The organism is Rhizobium sp. NXC24, assembly GCF_002944315.1.
GTDB lineage: Bacteria > Pseudomonadota > Alphaproteobacteria > Rhizobiales > Rhizobiaceae > Rhizobium.
In genome coordinates this window covers 1,514,242-1,536,739 of the sequence record NZ_CP024311.1, presented here as the reverse complement: position 1 = coordinate 1,536,739, position 22,498 = coordinate 1,514,242, and the positions used below count along the sequence as shown (strand labels likewise).

Here is a 22,498-nt window from a genome sequence, read left to right as displayed (position 1 = left end):
CGACTGTAAAGCCCCGCCGCATGATCATTGGACAAATCGACCAGGATCAGAAGAGACCGCCCGCACCTGATGTGACTGCCTGGTTCGCCTGCGGCGAGGTCTTCAGAATTTCCTCGGGCGCGACCTGCGCCGACGCATCGCCGCCGCCGATGACCGTATAGGTGGTCGCAGGACCAGTGCCGGGCTTGAAGGCTTCCATGATGGCATCGGGATCGCCGGGCTGCGCGGCCATGCCGGTCGCGCGGTTGACGGCCATCATATTCATGCCCGCCGGAACCTGGAATTTCTCCGGCTGCTCATCCTTGGTGGCGGCCTGCATGAACTCGTTAAAGATCGGCGCGGCGATCGAGCCACCGGTCGCGCCGCGGCCGAGTGTGCTCGGCGTGTCGTAGCCGACATAAAGGCCGGCAACGAGGCTCGGCGTAAAGCCGACGAACCAGGCGTCCTTTTCATCGTTGGTCGTACCGGTCTTGCCGGCGACATCGGTGTTCAGCTTGATCTTGCCGGCGGCCGTGCCGCGGATGACGACGCCCTGCATCATCGAAGTCACCTGATAGGCAGTCATCGGATCGAGCACCTGCTCGCGGTTGTCGGCGATGACTGGCTCATCCTGATTCTGCCAATCGCTGACATTGCAGGCGTCGCAGACGCGCTCTTCGTGCTTGAAGATGGTCGCGCCATAGCGGTCCTGAATGCGGTCGATCAATGTCGGCTTGATCTGCTTGCCGCCATTGGCGATGACCGAATAGGCGGAAACCATGCGCAGCACCGTCGTCTCGCCGGCGCCAAGCGCCATGGCAAGAACCGGGTTCATGCGGTCATAGATGCCGAAGCGGTCGGCATATTCGGCGACCAGCGGCATGCCCATATCCGCAGCGAGACGCACGGTCATCAGGTTGCGCGAATGCTCGATGGCAAAGCGAAGCGTATGGGCGCCGCCGCCCTCGCCTTCGTAGTTTTCCGGCTTCCACACCTGTCCGTTGCTGAGCGTGATCTGGAGCGGATCGTCAAGAATGACCGACGCCGGTGTATAGCCATTGTCCATGGCCGCCGCGTAAACGAAGGGCTTGAAGGACGAGCCGGGCTGGCGTTTAGCCTGGGTAGCGCGGTTGAACTCCGACTGCGCATAGGAGAAACCGCCGACCATGGCGAGCACGCGGCCGGTATGCGGGTCCATCACGACGAGGCCGCCCTGCACTTTCGGAGGCTGGCGCAGGCGATAGGCGCTCGAATCGGCATCGCCGCTCTTCTGGACATAGATCACGTCACCGGGGTTCAACACGCCGGTCGGCGATTTCGCCGTCTTGCTGCCACCCGCCGAGCGGAAAGCCCAACGCATGTCGGCTACGGCGATCGTACCACGCTTGCGATCGTTCGCGACCTTACCCGCGGCGTCGACACTTGGCTGCAGGCCGATATCGACCGTTTGATCGGACACGGAAAGCACGACGGCGAGCTGCCATTCCGGCACATCACTCAAGGCCGGGATCTTGGCGAGTTCCGGACCCCAATCCTGCGATGTCGCGATCTGCTTGATCGGGCCATGGAAGCCGCGGCGCTCGTCGTAGTCGACCAGTCCGTCCTGCAACGCCTTGCGTGCTTCGATCTGGATCTGCGGATCCAGCGAGGTGCGGACCGAAAGCCCGCCCTCGAGGAGGGTTTTCTCGCCATATTGGTCGATCAACTGGCGGCGGACTTCTTCGGCAAAATAATCGGAGGCGAAGAGCGACGGGCCACTCTTTGGCGGCGCAACGCCGAGCGGCTGCTTCTTGGCTTCTTCGCCGTCGCTCTGGCTGACATAGCCATTCTCGACCATGCGGTCGATAACCCAGTTGCGGCGGGTCATCGCAGCATCGGGGTGACGGAACGGATTGTAGTTGGACGGGCCCTTGGGCAGCGAAGCGAGATAAGCCGATTCGGCAATCGTCAGCTCGTTGACCGACTTGTCGAAATAGGTCAGCGCCGCACCGGCGATGCCATAGGAATTGAGGCCGAAATAGATCTCGTTCAGATAGAGTTCGAGGATCTTGTCCTTGCTGTAGGCCTGTTCGATGCGGAAGGAGAGGATCGCTTCCTTGATCTTGCGGTCGAAGGTCTGGTCGGCCGAAAGCAGGAAGTTCTTGGCGACCTGCTGGGTGATGGTCGATGCGCCAACGAAACGGCGGCCGGAACCGATATTCTGAAGGTTTACGGCGACGGCGCGCATCAGGCCGCCGACATCGACGCCCGGATGATTGTAGAAGTTCTTGTCTTCTGCCGAGAGGAAAGCGGCCTTGACGCGATCGGGAATGGCCTGGATCGGCAGGAAAAGCCGGTTCTCGCGCGAATATTCCTTCATCAAGGCACCGTTGCCCGCATGAATGCGGGTCGTCACCGGCGGCGCGTATTTGGCGAGCACCTCATAATCCGGCAGATCCTTGGAAACGACGCTCAGATAAATAGCCGCCGCCGCCGCCGCACCCAGGAACAGGAGGCAGCCCAGCCCAAAGAAATATCCAATCAGTCTGACCATATGATGCTACCGGTGCTTCTTCTTCATGCGGCGCATGCGCGAGACCATCGCACATTCACGGGCGTTTTGCACGCTCGGGGCGTGAATGCAAGACGGCAACGGCATAAAGCCGTGCATGCCGACCGCGGCAAACAATACTTTGGTGTAACGGCGGGAATGTGAGCAAAATAGGGCTCACCGCTGGTATTCCTCACTTCATCCCAGCCCATTAGCAACGGCTGTTACATGGAAGACACGAACGGCGCCGCTATTCTACCGTCTCAGCCGCCATTCGCGATGGTCGAAACGCGGTACTGCTGTACCGCATCAGTCAGCCGATCCGCCAATTTCTGCCGCCAATCGGGATCGAGTAAAAGTTTCTCATCATCCTTGTTCGAGAGGAAGCCAAGCTCGAGGAGAATGGAGGGAACATCCGGCGCCTGCAGCACGCGGAAGCCGGCATGGCGATGCGGGTTGTTGATCATCGAGATCTGGCCATTGAACGAGGTGAGCACATCCCGCGCCAGCGAGATGGAAAAAGCCTGCGTCTCACGCCGGGTCAGGTCCATTAGAATATCCGCGACGGCGGCAGGCTGGGCCTGCGTCTCGGCGCCGGCAAGCTGGTCGGAATTGTTTTCGCGGTCGGCGACTTCGCTGGCGAGCTTGTCGGAGGCCTTGTCGGAGATCGTATAGACCGTGGCGCCGCGGATATCCTTCTGCTTCAGCGTGTCGGCATGCAGCGAGATAAACAGTGAGGCGTGATTCTGCCGGGCGATGGTCACGCGCTGCGACAGCGACAGATATTCATCATTGTCGCGCGTCAGGAAAGCCTTGATGCCGGGCTTGGCGTTCAGCTTGTCGGCCAGGAGCTTGGCAAAGGCGAGTGTGATGTCCTTCTCCTGGGTGACGCCATCGCTGGCCGTTGCGCCGGCGTCGATCCCGCCATGACCGGCGTCGACCGCCACGAGGAAGCTGCTCGGATCGGCCCTTTCGATCGGTGCCACCGGACCGACATCCTTTGCGGTGTCATCGTTGGTCCAGCTCTGCTGCTTGATAAGATCCGCAAACTGCCCGGCAGGCAGTATCTCAGCATCGAGCACGAGGCGATGCCCCTTGCCGCTTTCGTCGGGCTGCACCTTGGCCATGACCAGCTTCACCGGCTTGGCCGCCGTCAGCACGATGCGGGCGCTGTCCTCATCCATGGTGCCGTAGCGGATATCCTTGAAGAGGCCGATCGGCTTCAGATCGGCTGCGGGGAAACCGAAGGCGGTTGCCGGAAGGTCGACGATGACGCGTACGGGGTTGTCAAGATAATGGACCGTGAAGGTCGGCTCGCGATCCATATCGATGACGATACGGGTGCGGGCATCGTCGCCGGCGATGCGTGCGCCATAGGCGAGCAATGGATCGGCGGCGGCCATGGCCGTCGCAAGCGGCGAGAGAATCGGAAGAGCCGTCACTGCGAGGGCCACCGCTGCAATTCGCAAAGCCCTCACGCCATTCTCCGTCGCATGCCGCAATCCCTTTAACTATCGCCCACCGCGCCCCATATTGATTTCGACGTTGTTTTTGAAGTCCAAAAATAACGGGAAAACCACGGATGACGCGATAGTGCCGATGTGATGGCGTGCCGGGAGAAGAATCGGAAACGCCGTCCCCGCACCTTCATCATCCGACGAATCCATCAATATTATGGCATACTTGGCTTTCCCCTTGCTATTGTGACAGATAAAACATACAACGCATATTAGGGTAGAAGTGTTGACGGGATAGAGTCGCCGCAAAGGCAGCCGCCTCGAGTACTAGGCGCCATAAGCGGCCGTCATCCGCCGTCTACAGTGCTTCTGCTCCCATACTGGATATCTGAATTTCCGGTTTTGCGCGGGAAATTCATCGGTGGAGAGCCACCAAACGCTCTTTAAAGAGAGCACATTCATCGGACCCGTTTGTTGGGTCTAAGGCATTGTCGATCTCGCTTGGTTACGGATGGTACCGCAGCAGCTTTTTCAAGAAGTGAACAGACCCCGGGGAACTGATGTCCCGGCCGCTGTCTGGCTGCTGTCATCGTCATCGCAAAACAACCAATCGCGACTTTCATTATCCGGTGCAGCAATAGTGGAGTGCAACCAGCCTGTCCTAGCGACCGGCCGGCGCCTTTCCGCATGCCGGCGCCGAGGAGCACAGCTTACATGGCAGACAAAATGCTTATCGATGCGTCTCACGAGGAAGAGACGCGTGTTGTTGTCGTTCGCGGGAACCGCATAGAAGAATTTGACTTCGAGTCGCAGCACAAGAAGCAAATCCGCGGCAATATCTATCTCGCCAAGGTGACGAGGGTTGAGCCCTCGCTGCAAGCCGCTTTCGTGGATTACGGCGGCAACCGGCATGGCTTCCTGGCCTTTGCCGAAATCCATCCCGACTACTACCAGATTCCGCTCGCCGACCGGCAGGCGCTCCTGAAGGCGGAAGCCGAAGAGCATCGCCGCGACGACGATGTCGAGCATGTCGAAACGGCGCTCGATCTTTCCCAGCAGGAACAGCCCGACATCGGCATCGTCCAGAAGGACGAGGCGGAAGTCGCGGTGACGGAAGAAGCCCTTGCCCCTGAGGTAGCGGCTGCTCCCGTCGAGGAAGCTCCGGCGAAGAAGGCCAAGCCACGCCGCAGCCGCAAGAAGGTGGTCGCTGAAGCTGCCGCCGAGGAGGCTCCTGCAGCCGAAGCGATCGCTACAGTCGACGCGCCGAGCGAAGATGAAGAAGGCGGCCCGTCCGGCGAGATGGCCGCGATGGTCGAAACCGATTCGATTTCCGAGGATGTCGATGTTTCCAAGCGCCGTCACGACGATGACGACGACGATGATCACGACCAGGAAGAAGAAGTAATCGAATCCGTCGGCGCCGAAGACGCGATGGAAGAGGTTCCGGACCGCACGCAGCGCAAGCCGCGGAAACAGTATCGCATTCAGGAAGTCATCAAGCGTCGGCAGATCCTGCTGGTGCAGGTTGCCAAGGAAGAGCGCGGCAACAAGGGCGCAGCACTTACCACCTATCTTTCGCTCGCAGGCCGCTACTCGGTTCTGATGCCGAACACGGCGCGCGGCGGTGGTATCTCCCGCAAGATCACCAATCCGCAGGACCGCAAGCGCCTGAAGGAAATCGCCAAGATGCTCGAAGTGCCGCAGGGCATGGGCGTCATCCTGCGTACCGCCGGCGCCAACCGCACCAAGGTCGAGGTCAAGCGTGACTTCGAATATCTGATGCGCCTCTGGGAAAACGTCCGCACGTTGACACTCGCTTCGACAGCGCCTTGCCTCGTCTACGAAGAAGGCAGCCTGATCAAGCGCTCGATCCGCGACCTTTACAACAAGGATATCGGCGAGATCATCGTTGCCGGCGAAGAAGGCTATCGTGAAGCGAAAGACTTCATGAAGATGCTGATGCCGAGCCATGCCAAGGTGGTTCAGCCCTATCGCGACATCCATCCGATTTTCTCGCGCTCCGGCATCGAGGCGCAGCTCGACCGCATGCTGCAGCCGCAGGTGACTTTGCGCTCGGGCGGCTACCTGATCATGAACCAGACGGAAGCGCTGGTTTCGATCGACGTCAACTCCGGCCGCTCGACCCGCGAACACTCGATCGAGGACACCGCGCTCCAGACCAATCTGGAAGCTGCCGAGGAAATTGCCCGCCAGCTTCGCCTGCGCGACCTTGCCGGCCTGATCGTCATCGACTTCATCGACATGGAAGAAAAGCGCAACAACCGCGCCGTCGAGAAGAAGCTGAAGGAATGCCTGAAGAACGACCGCGCCCGCATCCAAGTCGGCCGTATCTCGCATTTCGGCCTTCTGGAAATGTCGCGCCAGCGCATCCGCGCTTCGGTTCTCGAAAGCACGACGCAGATCTGCTCGCATTGCGGCGGCACCGGTCATGTTCGCTCGCAGTCCTCCGTTGCGCTGCATGTTCTGCGCGGCATCGAGGAATACCTGCTGAAGAACACGACGCACGACATCACCGTGCGTACGACGCCGGACATTGCGCTCTATCTGCTCAATCACAAGCGTCAGACGATCGTCGATTACGAAAACCGCTTCGGCGTCGCCATCGTCATCGGCGCGGACAATGCCGTCGGCACGCAGCATTTCGCGATCGACCGCGGCGAGCCGGTGGAAAATCCGGTGAAGATCGAATCCCTGTTCAACTTCGCCGCCATTCCGGAGGATGATGACGACGATATCGTCATCGAGGCAGATGAGGACGAAGACGAAGAGCTCGAAGAAAAGGCCGCTAGCGTCGAACAGCAGCCCGCAGCGCGCTCCGAAAATAATGAAGGTGGCCGCAAGCGCAAGCGCCGCCGCCGTCGTCGCGGTCGTGGCGGTGACGCCCAGGTAGCCTCCGAATCGGCCGATGCATCCCGCGAGGAAGGCGATGACGAAGCGGATGAAGGCGACGAGGACGATACCGGCAGCAGCGGCGAAGTCGCGGCCGTGTCCAGCGATGATGGCCAGCAGAAGCGCAAGCGCCGCCGCCGCGGCAAGCGTGGCGGGCGTCGCAATCGCGACGGCGAAGGCAACGAATTAGCCGCCGGCGGTGAAGCCGGTTCCGACGAAGGCGCTGACGATGAGGATGACGGCGAAAGCGATGTCGCTGTAACCGTTGCCGATATCGCGGTCGCCGAAGGCGAAGCCGCCGTCGAAAGCGAGCCGGCAATGGCGGCTGTCGAAACCGCGGCCGTCGTCGTTGAAGACGTGAAGCCCGCCAAGGGCCGCAGCCGCCGCAAGCCGAAGGCGGAAGCATCGCCCGTCGAGGTACCGGTCACTGAAGAAGTGTCCGTGATCGACGCCGAGGCTGAAACGGTTGCCGAAGTTGCCGGCGATCTCGACAAGGCCGCCGAACCGGTCGCCGCTGCGGAGCCCGAAGTGATCGAGGCCGCAGCCAAGCCGGCTCGCGCCAACCGCGAGTCGAACGTCTCCTCCTCCGAGCCGGTGGTCAAGTCCACCCGCACCAGCGAGGGCGGCGACGGCGATGGCGAGCCGACCAAGCCGAAGAAAGCCGGCTGGTGGCAGCGCCGTGGCTTCTTCTGAACGCTGCTGTTCGGAACGAAATAAACAAATCCGGCAGTGGCAACGCGGCCGGATTTTTGTTTTGGAAGACGGCAAGCAACCGCGGCCGATGATCGGCATTTCCGCGAACTGAGGCGCATTTCAGCGGATAGGGTGGAATTGCCGCGGAGGACGGAGTGATCTCCGTTCGGTGCAAATCTTCAAAACTCGCCGTAAACCTCTGATCGAAGAGCCTATTTCAGCCACGCCGCCATGCGTTCTGCCGCTTCCTCGATCTCCGCGTTCGAGCCGGCATAGGAGATGCGCATCGCGCGGTGTCCTTCGATCGGATCGAAATCGAGGCCCGGTGTGGCGGCGACGTTGATTTCAGCCAGCATCTTGCGGGCGAAGGCCATGCTGTCGTTGGTAAAGCGGCTGACATCGACATAGGCGTAGAAGGCGCCGTCCATCGGCGACGCGATGGAAAAGCCAATTTCGGGCAGACGGCGCATCAGGAAATCGCGGTTATGGCGGTAGCTTTCGCGGTAGACGTCCAATTCGGCCCCTGCCCCGAGTGCTGCGGCGGCGGCGATCTGCGAGAGCTCCGGCGCCGAAATGTAAAGGCTCTGAGCAACGCGCTCGATCGGGCGCACCAGGCGCTCCGGCAGCACCATCCAGCCGATGCGCCAGCCGGTCATGCAATAATATTTCGAAAAGGAATTGATGATGATGGTCTGATCGGTCAGTTCCAGAGCGCTCGTCTCTTCGCCGACGAAGGTCAGTCCATGATAGATTTCGTCGGAAATGAAAGCGATCGAACGGTCGGCACAATAATCGGCAAGCGCCTTCAGCGCCGCCCTGCCGGTCACCGTGCCGGTAGGATTGGCGGGGCTTGCAAGCAGTACGCCCTTCAGCCGCTTGCCGCTGGCCGCTTGCGCCGCCTCCAGGCTTTCCGGCGTCAACGTGAATTGCGTTTCGGCGGTGACGGGCACTTCGACGACATCGAGCCCGAGAGCAGCAAGAATATTGCGATAGGCTGGATAGCCGGGCCTTGCGATGGCGACGCTGTCGCCAGGATCGAACAGCGTCAGAAAGGCGAGGTTGAAGCCGGCCGACGAACCTGTCGTGATCGCGATCCGCATGGGATCGATGCTCAGCCCATGGCGAACCTGGTAATGAACCGCTAGCGCCTGTTTCAGCGCCAGCGTGCCCAGTGCGTCCGTGTAGCCGATGCGTCCGTGCCCGAGTGCCGTGCGTGCTGCCTCAAGTGCTGCCTTGGGCGTCGGATGCGACGGCTGGCCGACGGCCATCGAAATGACGGCATGCCCCGCCTGACGCCGACGGGTCGCCTCCGCCAGCACATCCATGGCGTGGAAGGGTTCGACATCGCTGCGTTTGGATAGGGAAAACAAGGTCAATTCTTTCTCGGATCGGATTAAAGCCAGACAATTGCCGCAATATTAGCCTGTTCACAATCCCGCGATTGCGGCTTTGTCGTGAAAATTCCTGTTTCTGGAAATAAGCATGCACCGTAAATTGCCGATACAAATTTCGGGATTTTAACCTGGCGGTGATATCCCGAACCGGACGATGAGTCTCAGCACCTACTCAAACGAGGACCCAATGACCCTTTTTTCCAAAACCCTGCTGGCCGCCTCAGCGATCGCCATTGCCGCGTCGCTTGCCATGGTTCAGCCCGCGGCCGCGCTGGATGACCAGCAGAAGAAGGAATTCGGGGAGTTCATCAAGGAATACCTCGTCGAGCACCCGGAAGTGCTGTTGGACGCGCAAGCGGCGCTTGAAAAGAAACAGGACGAGGCGCGCCTCGCTCAGTCGGCCCAGGCTGTTACCCAAAATAAGGATGCCATCTTCAATTCCAAGGATGACGTTACGATTGGCAATCCGAAGGGTGACGTCACCGTGGTCGAGTTCTTCGACTATAATTGCACCTATTGCCGCCATGCGCTCCCCGACATGGACGCGCTGCTCAAGCAAGACCCGAATGTGCGTTTCGTGCTGAAGGAATTCCCGATCCTCGGACCGGATTCGGTTGCCGCGGCACGGGTTTCCGATGCGTTCCGCAAGCTGGCGCCGGAAAAATATGCTGAATTCCACCATGCGCTGCTTGGAAGCGACGGCCGCGCATCGGAAGACAGCGCCATCGAAGCTGCGACCTCGCTCGGCGTCACTGAAGCGGCAATTCGCGCTGAAATGGCCAAGAGCCCGAACAGCGATTCGATCAAGGCCACGTACCAGCTCGCCACCGATCTCAACGTCACCGGCACGCCGGCCTATGTCATCGGTAATGAGGCGATCTCCGGCGCAATCGGCCTCGACGCCATTCAGCAGAAGATCGCCAATGTCCGCAGTTGCGGCAAGACGAGCTGCTGAACCGTGGCAATGTCTGCGCCGCGCATCTTTCAGGATGCATAAAGGACACAGTGGCGCCTCAGAAGATGTATGAGCCTTTCCGAAGTCGAACCGATTTCGGGCTTATGCGTAAAATCGCCAAAATCGGGGCGTTTCCACACCTAGACACGCGCAACCTACGTCCTGAGGGCTTTCCTACGCGCCCTCGGGAGTCTATAGGTTGCGCTGCACTTTGACGGAACCTCTGATGGCGCAAACCATTTTCGTCCTAAACGGACCCAATTTGAATGCCCTCGGCAAGCGCGAGCCGGGCATCTATGGCGGCAAGACGCTCAAGGATATCGAAGCCGACTGCAAATCCGTGGGCGAAAGCCTTGGCTTTGTCGTCGACTTTCGCCAGAGCAACCATGAAGGCGTGCTAGTCGACTGGATGCACGAAGCCGGCGACGTCGCCGCCGGCGTCGCCATCAACCCCGGCGCCTATGGCCACACGTCGATCGCGCTTCATGATGCGATCCGCGCCATTTCCATTCCGGTGGTGGAGGTTCATATCTCCAACATCCACGCACGCGAAGAATTCCGGCACAAATCGATGATCGCGCCCGCCGCCAAGGGCATGATCTGCGGTTTTGGGCCCCACAGCTACATCCTGGCGCTGCATGCGCTGAAATCCATCACGCAATAACAAGAATACAGGGCTAAACATCCATGGCTGACAAGAAATTGGGTATCGACCAGGCGCTGATCCGCGACCTCGCCAATATTCTCAATGAGACCGATCTGACCGAGATCGAAGTCGAGCAGGAAGATCTGCGCATCCGCGTATCGCGCGCCGGCACGACTCAATATGTTCAGGCACCGATCGCAGCACCCGCCTATGCCGCAGCAGCTCCTGCCGCCGCTCCCGTTGCAGCGGCCGCACCTGCCGGCAAGTCGCGCAATCCGGACAACGTCGTCAGCGCGCCGATGGTAGGCACGGTCTACATGGCACCCGCTCCAGGCGCTGCCGCTTTCATCGAGGTCGGCGCCTCCGTCAAGGAAGGCCAGACGCTGCTGATCATCGAAGCAATGAAGACGATGAACCAGATCCCCGCGCCCAAATCCGGTATTGTGACCGAAATCCTCATTCAGGATGGACGCCCGGTCGAATACGGCGAAGCCCTGGTCGTCATCGAGTAGGCCCCATGCCCATGATTTCGAAGATTCTCATAGCCAATCGCGGAGAGATCGCCCTTCGTGTGCTGCGCGCCTGCAAGGAGCTCGGCATTGCGAGCGTCGCCGTGCATTCGACCGCCGACGCCGACGCGATGCATGTGCGCCTGGCGGATGAAAGCGTGTGCATTGGCCCGCCGCCGTCGCGCGAGAGCTATCTCAACATCCACCAGATCGTCGCGGCCTGCGAGATCACCGGTGCCGACGCCGTTCATCCGGGCTATGGGTTCTTGTCGGAGAACGCCAAGTTCGCCGATATTCTCGAAGCACATGGCATCACCTTCATCGGCCCGACGGCGGATCACATCCGCATCATGGGCGATAAGATCACCGCCAAGACGACGGCGCAGCAGCTCGGCATTCCCGTCGTTCCCGGTTCGGACGGCGAAGTGAAGACCGAAGCGGATGCGCTGAGGACCGCGAAGGAAATCGGCTATCCCGTGCTGATCAAGGCGACCGCCGGTGGCGGCGGACGCGGCATGAAGGTGGCGCGCACGGAAGCCGATGTACTCGAAGCCTGGTCGACGGCGCGCACCGAGGCGGCAGCCGCCTTCGGCAATGAATCCGTCTACATGGAAAAATATCTCGGCAAGCCGCGCCATATTGAAATCCAGGTATTCGGCGATGGCGAAGGGAATGCCGTGCATCTCGGAGAGCGCGACTGCTCGCTGCAGCGCCGCCACCAGAAGGTCTGGGAAGAAGCCAATTCACCGGCGCTCAACGTCGAGCAGCGGATGAAGATCGGCCAGATCTGCGCCGACGCCATGAAGAAGCTGAAATATCGCGGCGCCGGCACGATCGAATTCCTCTATGAAAACGGCGAGTTCTATTTCATCGAAATGAACACCCGCCTGCAGGTCGAGCATCCGGTTACCGAAGCGATCACCGGCATCGATCTCGTGCACGAACAGATCCGCGTGGCCTCGGGCGGCGGTCTTTCCGTGACGCAGGAAGACGTGCATTTCCACGGCCACGCCATCGAATGCCGCATCAATGCCGAGGACGCGCGCACCTTCGTGCCCTCGCCCGGCACGATCACGCATTTCCACGCACCGGGCGGCCTTGGCGTTCGCATCGATTCGGGCGCCTACCAGGGCTACAGAATCCCGCCCTATTACGACAGCCTGATCGGCAAGCTGATCGTGCATGGCCGCACCCGCGTCGAATGCATGATGCGCCTGCGCCGCGCGCTCGACGAATTCGTGGTCGATGGCATCAAGACCACGCTGCCTCTGTTCCAGGATCTGGTTTCCAACCAGGATATCGCCAACGGCGATTACGATATCCATTGGCTGGAAGACTATCTGGCGAAAGGTTCGGCTTAACCTATGGCAGGGCCGCGCGGCAGAAATCCTGGCATTACTCCGGAAATTCTGCTGCGCGCCTATTCCATCGGTCTCTTCCCCATGGCGGAATCGGCTGACGATCCGGAAATCTTCTGGGTCGAACCCGAACTGCGGGGCGTGCTGCCGCTCGACACTTTCCACATTTCGAAAAGCCTGACGAAAACGATCCGTCGCAAGCCCTTCGATATTCGTTTCAACACGGATTTCGATGCCGTTATCGCCGCCTGCGCTGAGCATACCAGCGGCCGGCCAAGCACCTGGATCAACAAGACCATCAAGTCGCTCTATTCGACCCTCAACCATATCGGCCATGCGCACTCCGTTGAGGCTTGGGAGGGCAGCAAACTGGTCGGTGGGCTCTATGGCGTATCGCTAGGCTCGGCCTTCTTCGGGGAGAGCATGTTTTCACGCCGCACCGACGCCTCGAAGATCTGTCTTGTCTATCTGGTCGAGCGCCTCAAGCAGCGCGGCTTCACCCTCCTCGATACTCAATTCACCACCGAGCATCTGAGGACATTCGGCGCGATCGACGTGCCAAAGGATCAATATACAAGGATGCTCGAGAAAGCGATGGAATCGCCCAATCTGAGCTTCTCCAACGGTTGAGAACCCACGTACATACGTTGATTTAAACCAGAAATCCGCTACGTTCGGCACAACAGCCGGGGGTAGTATCTTGAAAACATATCTTGCAATCGCCTTTCTCGCCGCACTGGTCGCAACGCAGGCCGAGGCCAAATCCTTTCACGACATGTTCGGCACCGACGCGCCCGAGGGCGGCGCGGGAGCCATACTGAAGACCATCGACTTCCAGCAGGGACCGATCAAATTGCCCGGCGCCAATGCGACGCTGAACGTTTCCGATCAGTTCTACTATCTCAATCCGGCCGATACACGAAAAGTACTGGTTCAGCTTTGGGGCAATCCGGGCAATGCCGCCGAAGGTACGCTCGGCATGATCTTCCCGGCGAAATATGCGCCGACGGATCAGCGTACCTGGGGTGCGGTCGTCGAATATGACAATGGCGGCCATGTCTCCGACGATGACGCCGCGTCGACAGACTACAACGCGTTGCTGAAACAAATCCAGGACGCGATCAAAGGAGACAATCCCGAACGCGAGAAGCAAGGCTACCCTTCGATCACTCTGGTCGGCTGGGCTGAACCACCGCACTATGACAAGGCAACCCATGCACTCCACTGGGCGCGCGACCTGGTCTTCGGCAAGGACCCCAGTGGTCCGCATACGTTGAACTATTCGGTGCGCGTGCTCGGTCGCGAAGGCGTCATGGAGCTCGATTTCGTAGCCGGCCTCAACCAATTGCAGGAAATCAACAATGCCATCCCGAATGTCATCAACACCGTGCAATATGACAGCGGCAAGCGCTATGCCGACTTTGTCAACGGCGACAAGATCGCCGCCTACAGCATGGCGGGAATGATCGCGGCCGGTGCCGGCGTGAAGATTGCAGCAAAACTCGGCTTTCTGGCCGTCGTCCTCGGCTTTTTCAAAAGCTTCGGCGTAGCGCTCCTGGCATTGAAGAAAGGGCTGATCGTCATCATCGCCGGCATTGCCGCCTTGGGGCGCAAGATTCTTGGCCTGTTTCGCCGGGATAAAAGCACCGACGCTTGAGCGCGGTCCGGCCGGCTGGTGTAGAGAAAGGCCGTTGGCCTCCAGTGCGTCACGGCTTCAAATCCGCGTTTTAATCTGCTAACGCTCGTTTGAAGAGCGTTGGTGCATTGAGGTTCTACTTTGCCGTCGTAAATACCGGTCTCATCCAATTTCACCCCGTATGTCAGGGCAGCTTCATCGCCGCCGGATGTATGATCATGTTCATCGGGTGGTGGCCTGAGACCGGTTTGGCATTGTTGAAATGCGCCATGCGCAGCCATTGCTGTCTCAGCTCTTCAGCCGTCCGAAACATCGCCACGCCGCGCCCGTAATGGGCTTGTCTTACCGCCAACTTGGTGAACTTCCGAACGGAAGACCAAGACGGTATGTGCAACAGTCTCAAGGTCCGATGGACCATCAATCCTCGAACTGCCCCTCAACCATGGATCGTCTGCAGCGGATGCGGCTGCCCCAAGCCTTTCAAGTCCAGCGGCAAGACCAGACTCAACGCCAACGGCAAGAAACTCGACGCCTGGCTCGTCTATAAATGCGTGGACTGCGACAAGACATGGAACCGGACGCTCTTCGAGCGCCAGACCATTCGTGATCTTGATCCGCTTGTTCTGGAAGCGCTGCAAGGCAACGATTCCGACTGGATACGAGCCAGAGAATTCGATCTCGATGCGCTGCGGCGCAAGACCCAACGCATCGACGAATTTGCCGATGCAGATGTTGAAAAAGAGATACTGAGCGAACCGGATTGCTGGACAATGCTGGAAATCGATCTGGCGGTTACGCTTCCTTTCAACGTCCGTCTCGATCGCCTGCTTGCCTCTGAACTCAACGTCTCACGCTCCCGGCTTCAGGCTCTGCACGAAGACGCGAAACTTCGGGTGCATACGGATCGCGCCGATGCGATGCGGCGTAGGATCAAGAATGGCTCATGCATCGTCATCGATCTCTCTGACGAGGCCGATCGACATTTGATCTGGAAAGCCGCCGTTTTGGGCAAAGAGATCAGCTGACCGGATGCCGTAGGATTGCTCGCGACGAATTGACCTTCGCGCGCCAATCTTGCGGCATTGCTATGGCTGAAGAGGAATATGTTACTTGGCGCCGGCGCTGTCCGGCGGCGGGATGTCCGACTTCTGCTTGCACTCTTTCAGCCAGACGTCATAGATCGGATGTTCAACGGCGTTGAGGCCCGGGCTGTCGGCGAACATCCAGCCGGTGAAGATGCGGCGGATGCGGCGGTCGAGGGTGATCTCGTCCACCTCGACAAAGCCGTCGACCTTCTGCTGCTCGGTATCGTCACGGGAATAGCAAGCCTTCGGCGTCACCTGCAGCGCGCCGAACTGCACGGTCTCGTTGATGTAGACATCGAACGTGGTGATGCGGCCGGTGATCTTGTCGAGGCCGGAGAAGACGGCGACGGGGTTGGAGATGCGGGCAGCCTCGGCGGACGGCGGCAAAAAGACGCCCGCAGCAAAGGCAAGCGCCACTCCCGATATCGCACGCAAAGAAGCGCTCCGCGTGAAAAACGTCATATCCGCCAATCTCCGCTTGGTCTCGGTCAAAGCGCCGAGCACGAGCCGGCAAGTTCTGCGCCTAAAGGCCAATTGTGGCCAAAGGACGGGCCGGCCCTCTAGGCTCAGTTGCCGGGCGTCCAGGCGTCGTAATCGCCGGTCACGCGCGGACGTTCGCCGGCAACGGACAGCGAGCCGGGCGGACGATAGGCCTGCGGCGAACCCGTCGGATTGGCGCGGTGCGCCTTCTGCCATTCCTTGGCGACGTAATTGTCCTTGGTCGGCGGAACGTCGGTGCGGTGATGCATCCAGCCGTGCCAGCCCGGAGGAATAGCGGACGCCTCGGCATAACCCTTGTAGATCACCCAGCGCTTCGGAAGGCCGTAGGAGGACATGCCGCCCTCGTAGTAGACATTGCCGAATTCATCCTCGCCGACGCGCTTGCCGAACCGCCAGGTCGCAAAGCGGGTGCCCATCGTCTGACCATTCCACCAAGTGAAGGTTTGCACGAGTAAATTCCACATGTCTTTATCCTTGTGCCCGTTGGGAGCAGGCGAAACCAGAATTCGATCGTTTGCTTATGCCGTCTGACAAACGGATTGTCCAGAGATTCGCATGGGAAACGCGCTTCATTTCAAGGCCATCTTGAAGCCGAGATGGCTCGGCTTGAAACCCAATCTCTCATAGAAACGATGGGCATCCTTGCGAAGGGCGTTCGAGGTTAGTTGCACGAGCCGCACGCCGCGGCCTTTTGCCTCGGCAATGCAAAAATTGATCATCATGGCACCGATCCCCTGCCCGCGCAGATCGCTCCGCGTCTGGACGGCCTCGATGATCATCGACGAGGAGCCGCGGCCGGTCAGCGATGTCGTGATCATGGTCTGGAACGTGCCGACGACCTCGCCCGCCAGCTCGGCGACATAGAGCGCCTGATCCGGCGAGGATTGGATGGTCCGGAAGGCGCGGAGGTAATCCTCGTAAGCGGTGGGATCGGTCGTGTCGGCGTGACCGCCGAGAGCATCGGCGGCGAAGAGGGCGATTAAGGAAGGGAGATCGGATTCTTTTGCTTCGCGGATAAGTAGTTCTTGTGAGGGCAATGTGTTGTACCTACGTCTAGCTTAACGGCAACGCTGTTACTCGGAAGGGCCGAATGTCTGCGAGCGAAACTCACTCATTTCAATACTTTATGCCGGAACTCCACCTGAAAACATTCCTGCAAATATCCCTAATGCTGCTGCTTTTGTTTATGATCATAGTGTCAAACGCCGACACTGCATTGAAGCTTCTTTTAATTTTAATTTTGTTGCCGGTATCCTTCTATGTGGTTGTCGCGCTTCGAATAATTACCTCGCAATCCAAGAGTGCCATCGTGACCATCGGGCCGGAAGGCATATTGGACAGCCGATTTGGACTGGGTTTCATTCCGTGGTCCGCAGTAGAACGCATCGATGTGGACGCCCTGAAATTTAAACCGCGGACTCCTAATGAAGAGATCGTCCGTCTAATCTCTCGCGGTATTCCGCGCCTCCTGGCCATGTCTGGAATGTATGGGAAAGTAACAATTCCAAGCGATTTCAGCCTGTTCGAATATAGGGATAGACGTAGTATCAAGCTCTGGCTGCATTCTGGCGTACGCCTGGAGCAAACGACGCCCGCTGCGAGACTTCGGATAAAAGACAACCGAGACGGTACACAGCGAGTTTATATCGCGATGGCAAATCTTTTGGCTTCAAGGAAGGAACTTCTTGATCTCATGGTGGCGTTTCACAAGCAGTGCGCGGACATTGCATCCGCTACTCTAGTTACGTAGCCAGCCGCTTCTCAAACACCAGCGCCGGAATACCCGACTGCCCCGGGGCAGCATTCTCGTTGCGGCCGACCTCGGTGAAGCCGTGGGCTTTGTAGAAGGCGATCGCTTCGGCATTTTCTGGCTCGACGTCGAGGCGCATGACCTCGGCGTCCGGAAAGCAGGTTTCCAGCTCGGCGAAGATGTCGCGGCCGATGCCGTTGCGTTGCAGTGACGGACGGACATAGAGCATGTGCAGGAGAACGGTCTTGGTCATCTGCTCGGACATGACGGCATAACCCATGCCGCCAATATCCTCGCCATTATCGGCGACCAGAAACTCGGATTGCCGCTTCGCCAACCGCGCTTTCAGCTTGGCCGGCGAAAGCAGAAACTCGATCAGTTCATTGACCTTCGCCGCGCCGTAGTGCCGATCATAGGCGGCATGCCAGGTCTCTACGAGAAGGTCACGGACCTTCCCGAGATCCTGTTCGCCGGCCGTGCGGACGAAATACACGGGCGCCTATTCCTCTTCGATGCCGAGCTTGGCCTTGACGAGGGCTTGTACCGCCTGCGGATTGGCCTTGCCGCCGGTCGACTTCATCACCTGGCCGACGAACCAGCCGGCAAGCGTCGGCTTGGCCTTGACCTTGGCGACCTGATCCGGATTGGCGGCGATGATCTCGTCAACCGCCTTCTCGATGGCGCCGGTGTCGGTGACCTGCTTCATACCGCGAGCTTCGACGATCTCCATGGGATCGCCGCCTTCGGTAAGCACGATCTCGAACAGGTCCTTGGCGATCTTGCCAGAGATGGTTTCGGCCTTGATCAGGTCGATGATGGCGCCGAGCTGGGCGGGCGAAACCGGAGTCTCCTCAATGGTTTTGCCGGTTTTGTTCAAGGCGCCCAGCAAGTCGTTGATCACCCAGTTTGCTGCGATCTTGCCATCGCGACCGGCAGCGACGGCCTCGAAATAATCGGCAATCGCCTTTTCCGAGACAAGCACGGAGGCATCGTAGATCGAGAGACCGAGCTCGCGGACGAAACGCTCCTTCTTGTCGTCAGGCAGCTCCGGCAGATCGGCTGCGAGTTCCTCGACGAAAGCGTCGTCGAATTCGAGCGGCAGCAGGTCCGGATCGGGGAAATAACGGTAGTCGTGTGCATCCTCCTTGGAGCGCATGGAGCGGGTTTCACCCTTGTTCGGGTCGAAGAGGCGCGTTTCCTGCTCGATCACCCCACCGTCTTCCAAAATACGGATCTGCCGGACCGCCTCGGCCTCGATCGCCTGTCCAATGAAGCGGATGGAGTTGACGTTCTTGATTTCGCAGCGTGTGCCGAACTCGCCGCCCGGACGACGGACAGAGACATTGACGTCGGCGCGCATGGAACCTTCATCCATATTGCCGTCGCAGGTGCCGAGATAACGTACGATCGAGCGCAGCTTGGTCATATAGGCCTTCGCCTCATCCGACGAGCGCATGTCCGGCTTGGAGACGATTTCCATCAGCGCCACGCCGGAACGGTTGAGGTCGACATAGGACATAGTGGCGTGCTGGTCGTGCATGGACTTGCCGGCGTCCTGCTCCAGATGCAGGCGCTCGATGCCGATCTCGATGTCCTCGAACTGACCCTGGCGATCCGGACCGAGCGAGATGACGATCTTGCCTTCGCCGACGATCGGGTCCTTGTACTGCGAGATCTGATAGCCCTGCGGCAGGTCCGGATAGAAATAGTTCTTGCGGTCGAAGACCGAGCGCTTGTTGATCTGAGCCTTCAGGCCGAGGCCGGTGCGCACGGCCTGCCTGACGCATTCCTCATTGATGACCGGCAGCATGCCGGGCATGGCGGCATCGACCAGCGAGACGTTGGAATTCTGCGGCTTGCCGAACTCGGTCGAAGCACCGGAGAAGAGCTTGGATTTGCTCAGCACCTGGGCATGGACTTCCATTCCGACAATAACTTCCCAATCGCCGGTGGCACCGGGAATGAAGCGCTTCGGATCTGGCGTACGAACGTCGACAATGGTCATGAGAGGCTCTTGAAATGCTGTTCTTCTGAACTTTGTGAGGTAGAGCAATTGGCGGTGCGGCGCAAGACTTTCAGCACCTATAAGCCCGCGCCATACGTCCCGTCGTCGCTATCGAGCAGCGCTTTCGAAAGTCCGACCGTCGGCACGTCGCGATCGAGCTTCGGAGAATAGTCGACGGAAAGCCAATGAATGGCATAGCCGTGTGCCTTGAAGAATTCGATCGCATCGCTGTTTTCGGCGTGGGTCTGCACCGCGATCTTCTCCAACCCCTGCTCCCGAACATCCTTTTCGATCTGCGCCAGCAGCGCCGAACCAAGTCCCTGCCGCAGATGATCGGGATCGATCCAGAAATCGGAGATATTCTCGTCCAAGGCTTCACGGGCTGCCCAACCGGTAACCACTCCGTTCAGCTCCACGACCGTGATCGTCAGCCAGGCGCCGCGGGTGAAGTTCGAGAAGGCTTCGCTGGCACTTTCGAGCAGCGCGTCCGTGCCGCCGATCGACCCCATGGCCGCCTGCCATGAGCGCAGGCCGATATTGGCCAATATCTCCATCTCTCCTTCGTGCGCGTTGCGAATGTGGATCATCAGGCCCCCGCCGTTTTCAGCAGTAAAACACCGGAAAAGGGCTTTTTCCAGCCACCAAATGAGAACGGGCGCTGGATGGCGGCCTATGTTTAACGAGGGTGAAACTTGACCGGCGGGTACAACCTGCTTTAGATATGGCGCATCAATGGAGTCTTGATGTCCACCTTTTCTCAGACCCGGTAAAGGCCCCGCCCGCAAGTCTTCTTGCGCGCTGGGCCCGAAACGAAGCCCCGACTTTCCGCAAGGGAATGTCGGATCGTTTTGTCGCGCCTTACGGCGCTTTCCGGATCTTGAAAACCATGGATATTTCGCGCGCCGAACAGCGCATCCTGCATCTGCTCGCCCAAGGCGGGCGCATTGAAATCAACCGCGCCGAAAACAAGAAGATCGAGACGGTCCGCTGCTTCACACGCGACGGCTGGCTCTATCCCGGCTTCGGCCTCGATCTCTTCCGCAAACTCAAACGCCTAAGAGCCATCAAATCCTCGGGCGGTCATCCTTATCAGATTACCGAACAGGGACTGAGGCTAGTGAGGGCGCAGTTGGATAATAGGTAAAACTGACGAAAGTGGAGCCCTTGTCAGGCTCCACTTTATCCTTTGCCGCTTTGATGTTGGGCGCTAATCGCTGCTTACCACCACTTCGCCGGCGTGAACTTGCCGGCAGCCTGTTCGATGACGTGGGCGGTCTTGAACAGGGTTTCCTCGTCGAATGGCTTGCCGATGAGTTGCAGGCCGAGCGGCAGGCCCTTCGGGTCGAGGCCGGCGGGGACGGCGATGCCGGGGAGACCGGCCATGTTGACCGTCACCGTGAAGATGTCGTTGAGGTACATCTTGACCGGATCGGAAGCCAAGTTTTCGTCGGCGATGCCGAAGGCCGAAGACGGCGTGGCGGGCGTCAGGATGGCGTCGACGCCGGCGTGGAAGGCGAGTTCGAAATCGCGCTTGATCAGCGTGCGGACCTTCTGGGCACGCAGATAATAGGCGTCGTAATAGCCGGCCGAGAGCACGTAAGTGCCGATCATGATGCGGCGCTTGACTTCCTGGCCGAAGCCGGCAGCGCGCGTCTTCTCGTACATGTCGACGATATTCTCGCCGTCGACGCGCAGGCCATAGCGCACGCCGTCGTAACGGGCGAGGTTCGAGGACGCCTCGGCAGGCGCAACGATGTAATAGGCCGGCAGGGCATATTTCGTGTGCGGCAGGGAGATGTTGACGATCTCGGCGCCGGCATCCTTCAGCCAGGCGATGCCCTGCTGCCAAAGAGTCTCGATCTCTTCCGGCATGCCGTCGACACGGTATTCGTTCGGGATGCCGATCTTCATGCCCTTGAGCGATTTACCCAGCGAGGCTTCGTAATCCGGCACGGGCAGATCGACGGAGGTCGTATCTTTGGCATCAACGCTCGCCATCGACTTCAGCAGGATGGCAGCGTCGCGAACATCGCGAGCGATCGGGCCAGCCTGGTCGAGCGACGAGGCGAAGGCGACGATGCCCCAGCGCGAGCAGCGGCCATAGGTCGGCTTGATGCCGACCGTGCCGGTGAAGGCGGCGGGCTGGCGAATGGAGCCGCCGGTGTCAGTAGCGGTGGCGCCCGCGCAGAGATGCGCGGCAACGGCAGCGGCCGAACCGCCCGAGGAGCCCCCGGGAACGAGCTGCTGGTTGGAGCCTGCGGCGCGCCAGGGGTTGATCACGGGGCCGTAATAGGAGGTCTCGTTGGAGGAGCCCATGGCGAACTCATCCATGTTGAGCTTGCCCAGCATGACAGCACCGTCGTTCCAGAGGTTCTGCGTGACAGTCGATTCATAGTGCGGCTCGAAGCCGTCCAGGATGTGGCTGCAGGCCTGCGTATGAATGCCTTCGGTGCCGAACAGGTCCTTGATGCCGAGCGGAATGCCTTCCAGCGCGCCGGCTTTGCCTTCAGCAAGGCGGGCGTCCGAGACCTTGGCCATTGCAAGCGCCTTTTGCGGCGTCACCTTCACATAGGCATTGAACTGAGCATTGGCCGCCTCGATCGCCGAAAGATAGGCCTCGGTCAATTCGGTGGCGGTGATATCCTTGGCGCGCAGTTTGTCGCGAGCTTCGGCGATGGTCAGGCTGGTCAGTTCACTCATCTTGTTTCGCTTCAGATCTAATGAGGGCAATGGGTCGGAACAGGCTCGTGCGGCCGTTATTCAACAACTTTGGGAACGAGGAAGAAATTCTGATCGGTATTCGGCGCATTGGCGACGATGTCGGAGGCCTTGCTGCCATCGGTGACACCATCCGTCCGCTTCTTCATCGCCATCGGCGTGACGGAGGTCATGGCTTCTACACCATCGACATTCACTTCGGAAAGCTGCTCGACGAAGCCCAGAATGCCGTTCAACTCGCCCATCATCCGCTGTGCTTCGTCCTCATTGACGGCGATACGCGCAAGATGGGCGACGCGTTTGACGGTGGCGAGATCGACGGACATGGCATTCTCCGGATAGTTGATTAATCAACAAACAATTGATTTTCAC

At 59.5% G+C, this 22,498-nt stretch carries 22 protein-coding genes; 10 read left to right on the top strand and 12 right to left on the bottom strand.

Annotated elements, in window-relative coordinates:
- Nucleotides 1-46: 46 nt before the first annotated feature.
- Together NXC24_RS07575 and NXC24_RS07570 are read right to left on the bottom strand one after the other, a co-directional pair.
- The gene (locus NXC24_RS07575; protein ID WP_104822741.1) at nucleotides 47-2,512 is read right to left on the bottom strand and encodes a penicillin-binding protein 1A; all 2,466 of its coding nucleotides are present in this window, start codon (nucleotides 2,510-2,512) and stop codon (nucleotides 47-49) included.
- Between the two features lie 260 nt (nucleotides 2,513-2,772).
- Nucleotides 2,773-3,987, bottom strand: a complete 1,215-nt coding sequence (locus NXC24_RS07570; protein ID WP_104822740.1) for an N-acetylmuramoyl-L-alanine amidase — start codon at nucleotides 3,985-3,987, stop codon at nucleotides 2,773-2,775.
- Between the two features lie 693 nt (nucleotides 3,988-4,680).
- Between NXC24_RS07570 and NXC24_RS07565 the strand changes: the two genes are divergently transcribed.
- Nucleotides 4,681-7,569 carry a ribonuclease E/G gene (locus NXC24_RS07565; RefSeq protein WP_104822739.1) on the top strand — a complete coding sequence of 963 codons (2,889 nt, stop codon included), beginning with the start codon at nucleotides 4,681-4,683 and terminating at the stop codon, nucleotides 7,567-7,569.
- A 212-nt stretch (nucleotides 7,570-7,781) separates the two neighbouring features.
- Here NXC24_RS07565 and NXC24_RS07560 read toward each other — a convergent pair whose 3' ends face one another.
- Nucleotides 7,782-8,939, bottom strand: coding sequence for an aminotransferase class I/II-fold pyridoxal phosphate-dependent enzyme (locus NXC24_RS07560; RefSeq protein WP_104825062.1), 1,158 nt, complete (start codon nucleotides 8,937-8,939; stop codon nucleotides 7,782-7,784).
- 211 nt (nucleotides 8,940-9,150) lie between these two features.
- Here NXC24_RS07560 and NXC24_RS07555 point away from each other — a divergent pair, with 211 nt between their 5' ends.
- The 6 genes from NXC24_RS07555 (at nucleotide 9,151) to NXC24_RS07530 (ending at nucleotide 14,088) form a co-directional block, all read left to right on the top strand.
- Nucleotides 9,151-9,918: a DsbA family protein gene (locus NXC24_RS07555; protein ID WP_104822738.1), complete on the top strand. Its 768-nt coding sequence runs from the start codon at nucleotides 9,151-9,153 to the stop codon at nucleotides 9,916-9,918.
- A 226-nt stretch (nucleotides 9,919-10,144) separates the two neighbouring features.
- The gene (gene aroQ, locus NXC24_RS07550; protein ID WP_104822737.1) at nucleotides 10,145-10,582 is read left to right on the top strand and encodes a type II 3-dehydroquinate dehydratase; all 438 of its coding nucleotides are present in this window, start codon (nucleotides 10,145-10,147) and stop codon (nucleotides 10,580-10,582) included.
- Between the two features lie 23 nt (nucleotides 10,583-10,605).
- On the top strand, nucleotides 10,606-11,076 hold the full coding sequence (gene accB, locus NXC24_RS07545; RefSeq protein ID WP_104822736.1) for an acetyl-CoA carboxylase biotin carboxyl carrier protein: 471 nt from the start codon (nucleotides 10,606-10,608) through the stop codon (nucleotides 11,074-11,076).
- A 5-nt stretch (nucleotides 11,077-11,081) separates the two neighbouring features.
- A complete protein-coding gene (gene accC / locus NXC24_RS07540; protein ID WP_199773538.1) occupies nucleotides 11,082-12,434 on the top strand; it encodes an acetyl-CoA carboxylase biotin carboxylase subunit in 1,353 nt (450 codons plus the stop codon).
- 3 nt (nucleotides 12,435-12,437) lie between these two features.
- On the top strand, nucleotides 12,438-13,061 hold the full coding sequence (aat, locus tag NXC24_RS07535) for a leucyl/phenylalanyl-tRNA--protein transferase (protein ID WP_104822735.1): 624 nt from the start codon (nucleotides 12,438-12,440) through the stop codon (nucleotides 13,059-13,061).
- Nucleotides 13,062-13,131: 70 nt separating this feature from the next.
- Nucleotides 13,132-14,088 (top strand): DUF2167 domain-containing protein, encoded by a 957-nt coding sequence (locus tag NXC24_RS07530; RefSeq protein WP_104822734.1) that lies wholly within the window; start codon nucleotides 13,132-13,134, stop codon nucleotides 14,086-14,088.
- 163 nt (nucleotides 14,089-14,251) lie between these two features.
- Here the strand turns inward: NXC24_RS07530 and NXC24_RS35045 are convergent, their stop codons facing one another.
- Complete coding sequence (locus NXC24_RS35045; RefSeq protein ID WP_158704431.1) at nucleotides 14,252-14,419, bottom strand: hypothetical protein; 168 nt, start codon at nucleotides 14,417-14,419, stop codon at nucleotides 14,252-14,254.
- Nucleotides 14,420-14,453: 34 nt separating this feature from the next.
- Between NXC24_RS35045 and NXC24_RS07525 the strand changes: the two genes are divergently transcribed.
- Nucleotides 14,454-15,092 carry a DUF1062 domain-containing protein gene (locus tag NXC24_RS07525; RefSeq protein WP_104822733.1) on the top strand — a complete coding sequence of 213 codons (639 nt, stop codon included), beginning with the start codon at nucleotides 14,454-14,456 and terminating at the stop codon, nucleotides 15,090-15,092.
- A gap of 81 nt (nucleotides 15,093-15,173) precedes the next feature.
- Here NXC24_RS07525 and NXC24_RS07520 read toward each other — a convergent pair whose 3' ends face one another.
- The 3 genes from NXC24_RS07520 to NXC24_RS07510 form a co-directional block, all read right to left on the bottom strand.
- The gene (locus NXC24_RS07520; protein ID WP_104822732.1) at nucleotides 15,174-15,614 is read right to left on the bottom strand and encodes a DUF2155 domain-containing protein; all 441 of its coding nucleotides are present in this window, start codon (nucleotides 15,612-15,614) and stop codon (nucleotides 15,174-15,176) included.
- 104 nt (nucleotides 15,615-15,718) lie between these two features.
- Nucleotides 15,719-16,117 (bottom strand): NADH:ubiquinone oxidoreductase subunit NDUFA12, encoded by a 399-nt coding sequence (locus NXC24_RS07515; RefSeq protein ID WP_104822731.1) that lies wholly within the window; start codon nucleotides 16,115-16,117, stop codon nucleotides 15,719-15,721.
- A 105-nt stretch (nucleotides 16,118-16,222) separates the two neighbouring features.
- Complete coding sequence (locus NXC24_RS07510; protein WP_104822730.1) at nucleotides 16,223-16,690, bottom strand: GNAT family N-acetyltransferase; 468 nt, start codon at nucleotides 16,688-16,690, stop codon at nucleotides 16,223-16,225.
- Between the two features lie 53 nt (nucleotides 16,691-16,743).
- On the opposite strand from NXC24_RS07510, the gene NXC24_RS07505 reads away from it, so the two are divergent.
- Complete coding sequence (locus NXC24_RS07505) at nucleotides 16,744-17,403, top strand: hypothetical protein (RefSeq protein ID WP_104822729.1); 660 nt, start codon at nucleotides 16,744-16,746, stop codon at nucleotides 17,401-17,403.
- On the opposite strand, the gene NXC24_RS07500 is transcribed toward NXC24_RS07505, so the two are convergent.
- From NXC24_RS07500 to NXC24_RS07490, 3 genes are all read right to left on the bottom strand, one after another.
- On the bottom strand, nucleotides 17,396-17,896 hold the full coding sequence (locus tag NXC24_RS07500) for a GNAT family N-acetyltransferase (protein ID WP_104822728.1): 501 nt from the start codon (nucleotides 17,894-17,896) through the stop codon (nucleotides 17,396-17,398). The two genes, NXC24_RS07505 and NXC24_RS07500, sit on opposite strands and share 8 nt — an antisense overlap.
- A 6-nt stretch (nucleotides 17,897-17,902) precedes the next feature.
- Entirely contained in the window at nucleotides 17,903-19,408 is a 1,506-nt protein-coding gene (gene gatB, locus NXC24_RS07495; protein WP_104822727.1) for an Asp-tRNA(Asn)/Glu-tRNA(Gln) amidotransferase subunit GatB, read from the bottom strand.
- A 77-nt stretch (nucleotides 19,409-19,485) separates the two neighbouring features.
- Nucleotides 19,486-19,995: a GNAT family N-acetyltransferase gene (locus tag NXC24_RS07490; protein ID WP_104822726.1), complete on the bottom strand. Its 510-nt coding sequence runs from the start codon at nucleotides 19,993-19,995 to the stop codon at nucleotides 19,486-19,488.
- A 299-nt stretch (nucleotides 19,996-20,294) separates the two neighbouring features.
- Here NXC24_RS07490 and NXC24_RS07485 point away from each other — a divergent pair, with 299 nt between their 5' ends.
- Nucleotides 20,295-20,552 carry a YjhX family toxin gene (locus tag NXC24_RS07485; protein WP_104825060.1) on the top strand — a complete coding sequence of 86 codons (258 nt, stop codon included), beginning with the start codon at nucleotides 20,295-20,297 and terminating at the stop codon, nucleotides 20,550-20,552.
- A 74-nt stretch (nucleotides 20,553-20,626) separates the two neighbouring features.
- Here NXC24_RS07485 and gatA read toward each other — a convergent pair whose 3' ends face one another.
- On the bottom strand, nucleotides 20,627-22,108 hold the full coding sequence (gene gatA / locus NXC24_RS07480) for an Asp-tRNA(Asn)/Glu-tRNA(Gln) amidotransferase subunit GatA (RefSeq protein ID WP_104822725.1): 1,482 nt from the start codon (nucleotides 22,106-22,108) through the stop codon (nucleotides 20,627-20,629).
- A gap of 56 nt (nucleotides 22,109-22,164) precedes the next feature.
- Nucleotides 22,165-22,452 carry an Asp-tRNA(Asn)/Glu-tRNA(Gln) amidotransferase subunit GatC gene (gene gatC / locus NXC24_RS07475; RefSeq protein WP_104822724.1) on the bottom strand — a complete coding sequence of 96 codons (288 nt, stop codon included), beginning with the start codon at nucleotides 22,450-22,452 and terminating at the stop codon, nucleotides 22,165-22,167.
- Between the last annotated feature and the right edge of the window lie 46 nt (nucleotides 22,453-22,498).

Excerpts from the sequence above, each read along its gene's own strand:
- NXC24_RS07575 (WP_104822741.1), bottom strand. The coding sequence starts at position 2,512 with ATGGTCAGACTGATTGGATATTTCTTTGGGCTGGGCTGCCTCCTGTTC.
- NXC24_RS07565 (WP_104822739.1), top strand. The coding sequence starts at position 4,681 with ATGGCAGACAAAATGCTTATCGATGCGTCTCACGAGGAAGAGACGCGT.
- NXC24_RS07505 (WP_104822729.1), top strand. The coding sequence starts at position 16,744 with ATGTCTGCGAGCGAAACTCACTCATTTCAATACTTTATGCCGGAACTC.
- NXC24_RS07525 (WP_104822733.1), top strand. The coding sequence starts at position 14,454 with ATGTGCAACAGTCTCAAGGTCCGATGGACCATCAATCCTCGAACTGCC.
- gatB (WP_104822727.1), bottom strand. The coding sequence starts at position 19,408 with ATGACCATTGTCGACGTTCGTACGCCAGATCCGAAGCGCTTCATTCCC.
- aat (WP_104822735.1), top strand. The coding sequence starts at position 12,438 with ATGGCAGGGCCGCGCGGCAGAAATCCTGGCATTACTCCGGAAATTCTG.
- accB (WP_104822736.1), top strand. The coding sequence starts at position 10,606 with ATGGCTGACAAGAAATTGGGTATCGACCAGGCGCTGATCCGCGACCTC.
- NXC24_RS07485 (WP_104825060.1), top strand. The coding sequence starts at position 20,295 with ATGGATATTTCGCGCGCCGAACAGCGCATCCTGCATCTGCTCGCCCAA.
- NXC24_RS07520 (WP_104822732.1), bottom strand. The coding sequence starts at position 15,614 with ATGACGTTTTTCACGCGGAGCGCTTCTTTGCGTGCGATATCGGGAGTG.
- gatA (WP_104822725.1), bottom strand. The coding sequence starts at position 22,108 with ATGAGTGAACTGACCAGCCTGACCATCGCCGAAGCTCGCGACAAACTG.
- NXC24_RS07490 (WP_104822726.1), bottom strand. The coding sequence starts at position 19,995 with ATGATCCACATTCGCAACGCGCACGAAGGAGAGATGGAGATATTGGCC.
- NXC24_RS07555 (WP_104822738.1), top strand. The coding sequence starts at position 9,151 with ATGACCCTTTTTTCCAAAACCCTGCTGGCCGCCTCAGCGATCGCCATT.
- accC (WP_199773538.1), top strand. The coding sequence starts at position 11,082 with ATGCCCATGATTTCGAAGATTCTCATAGCCAATCGCGGAGAGATCGCC.
- gatC (WP_104822724.1), bottom strand. The coding sequence starts at position 22,452 with ATGTCCGTCGATCTCGCCACCGTCAAACGCGTCGCCCATCTTGCGCGT.
- aroQ (WP_104822737.1), top strand. The coding sequence starts at position 10,145 with ATGGCGCAAACCATTTTCGTCCTAAACGGACCCAATTTGAATGCCCTC.
- NXC24_RS07515 (WP_104822731.1), bottom strand. The coding sequence starts at position 16,117 with ATGTGGAATTTACTCGTGCAAACCTTCACTTGGTGGAATGGTCAGACG.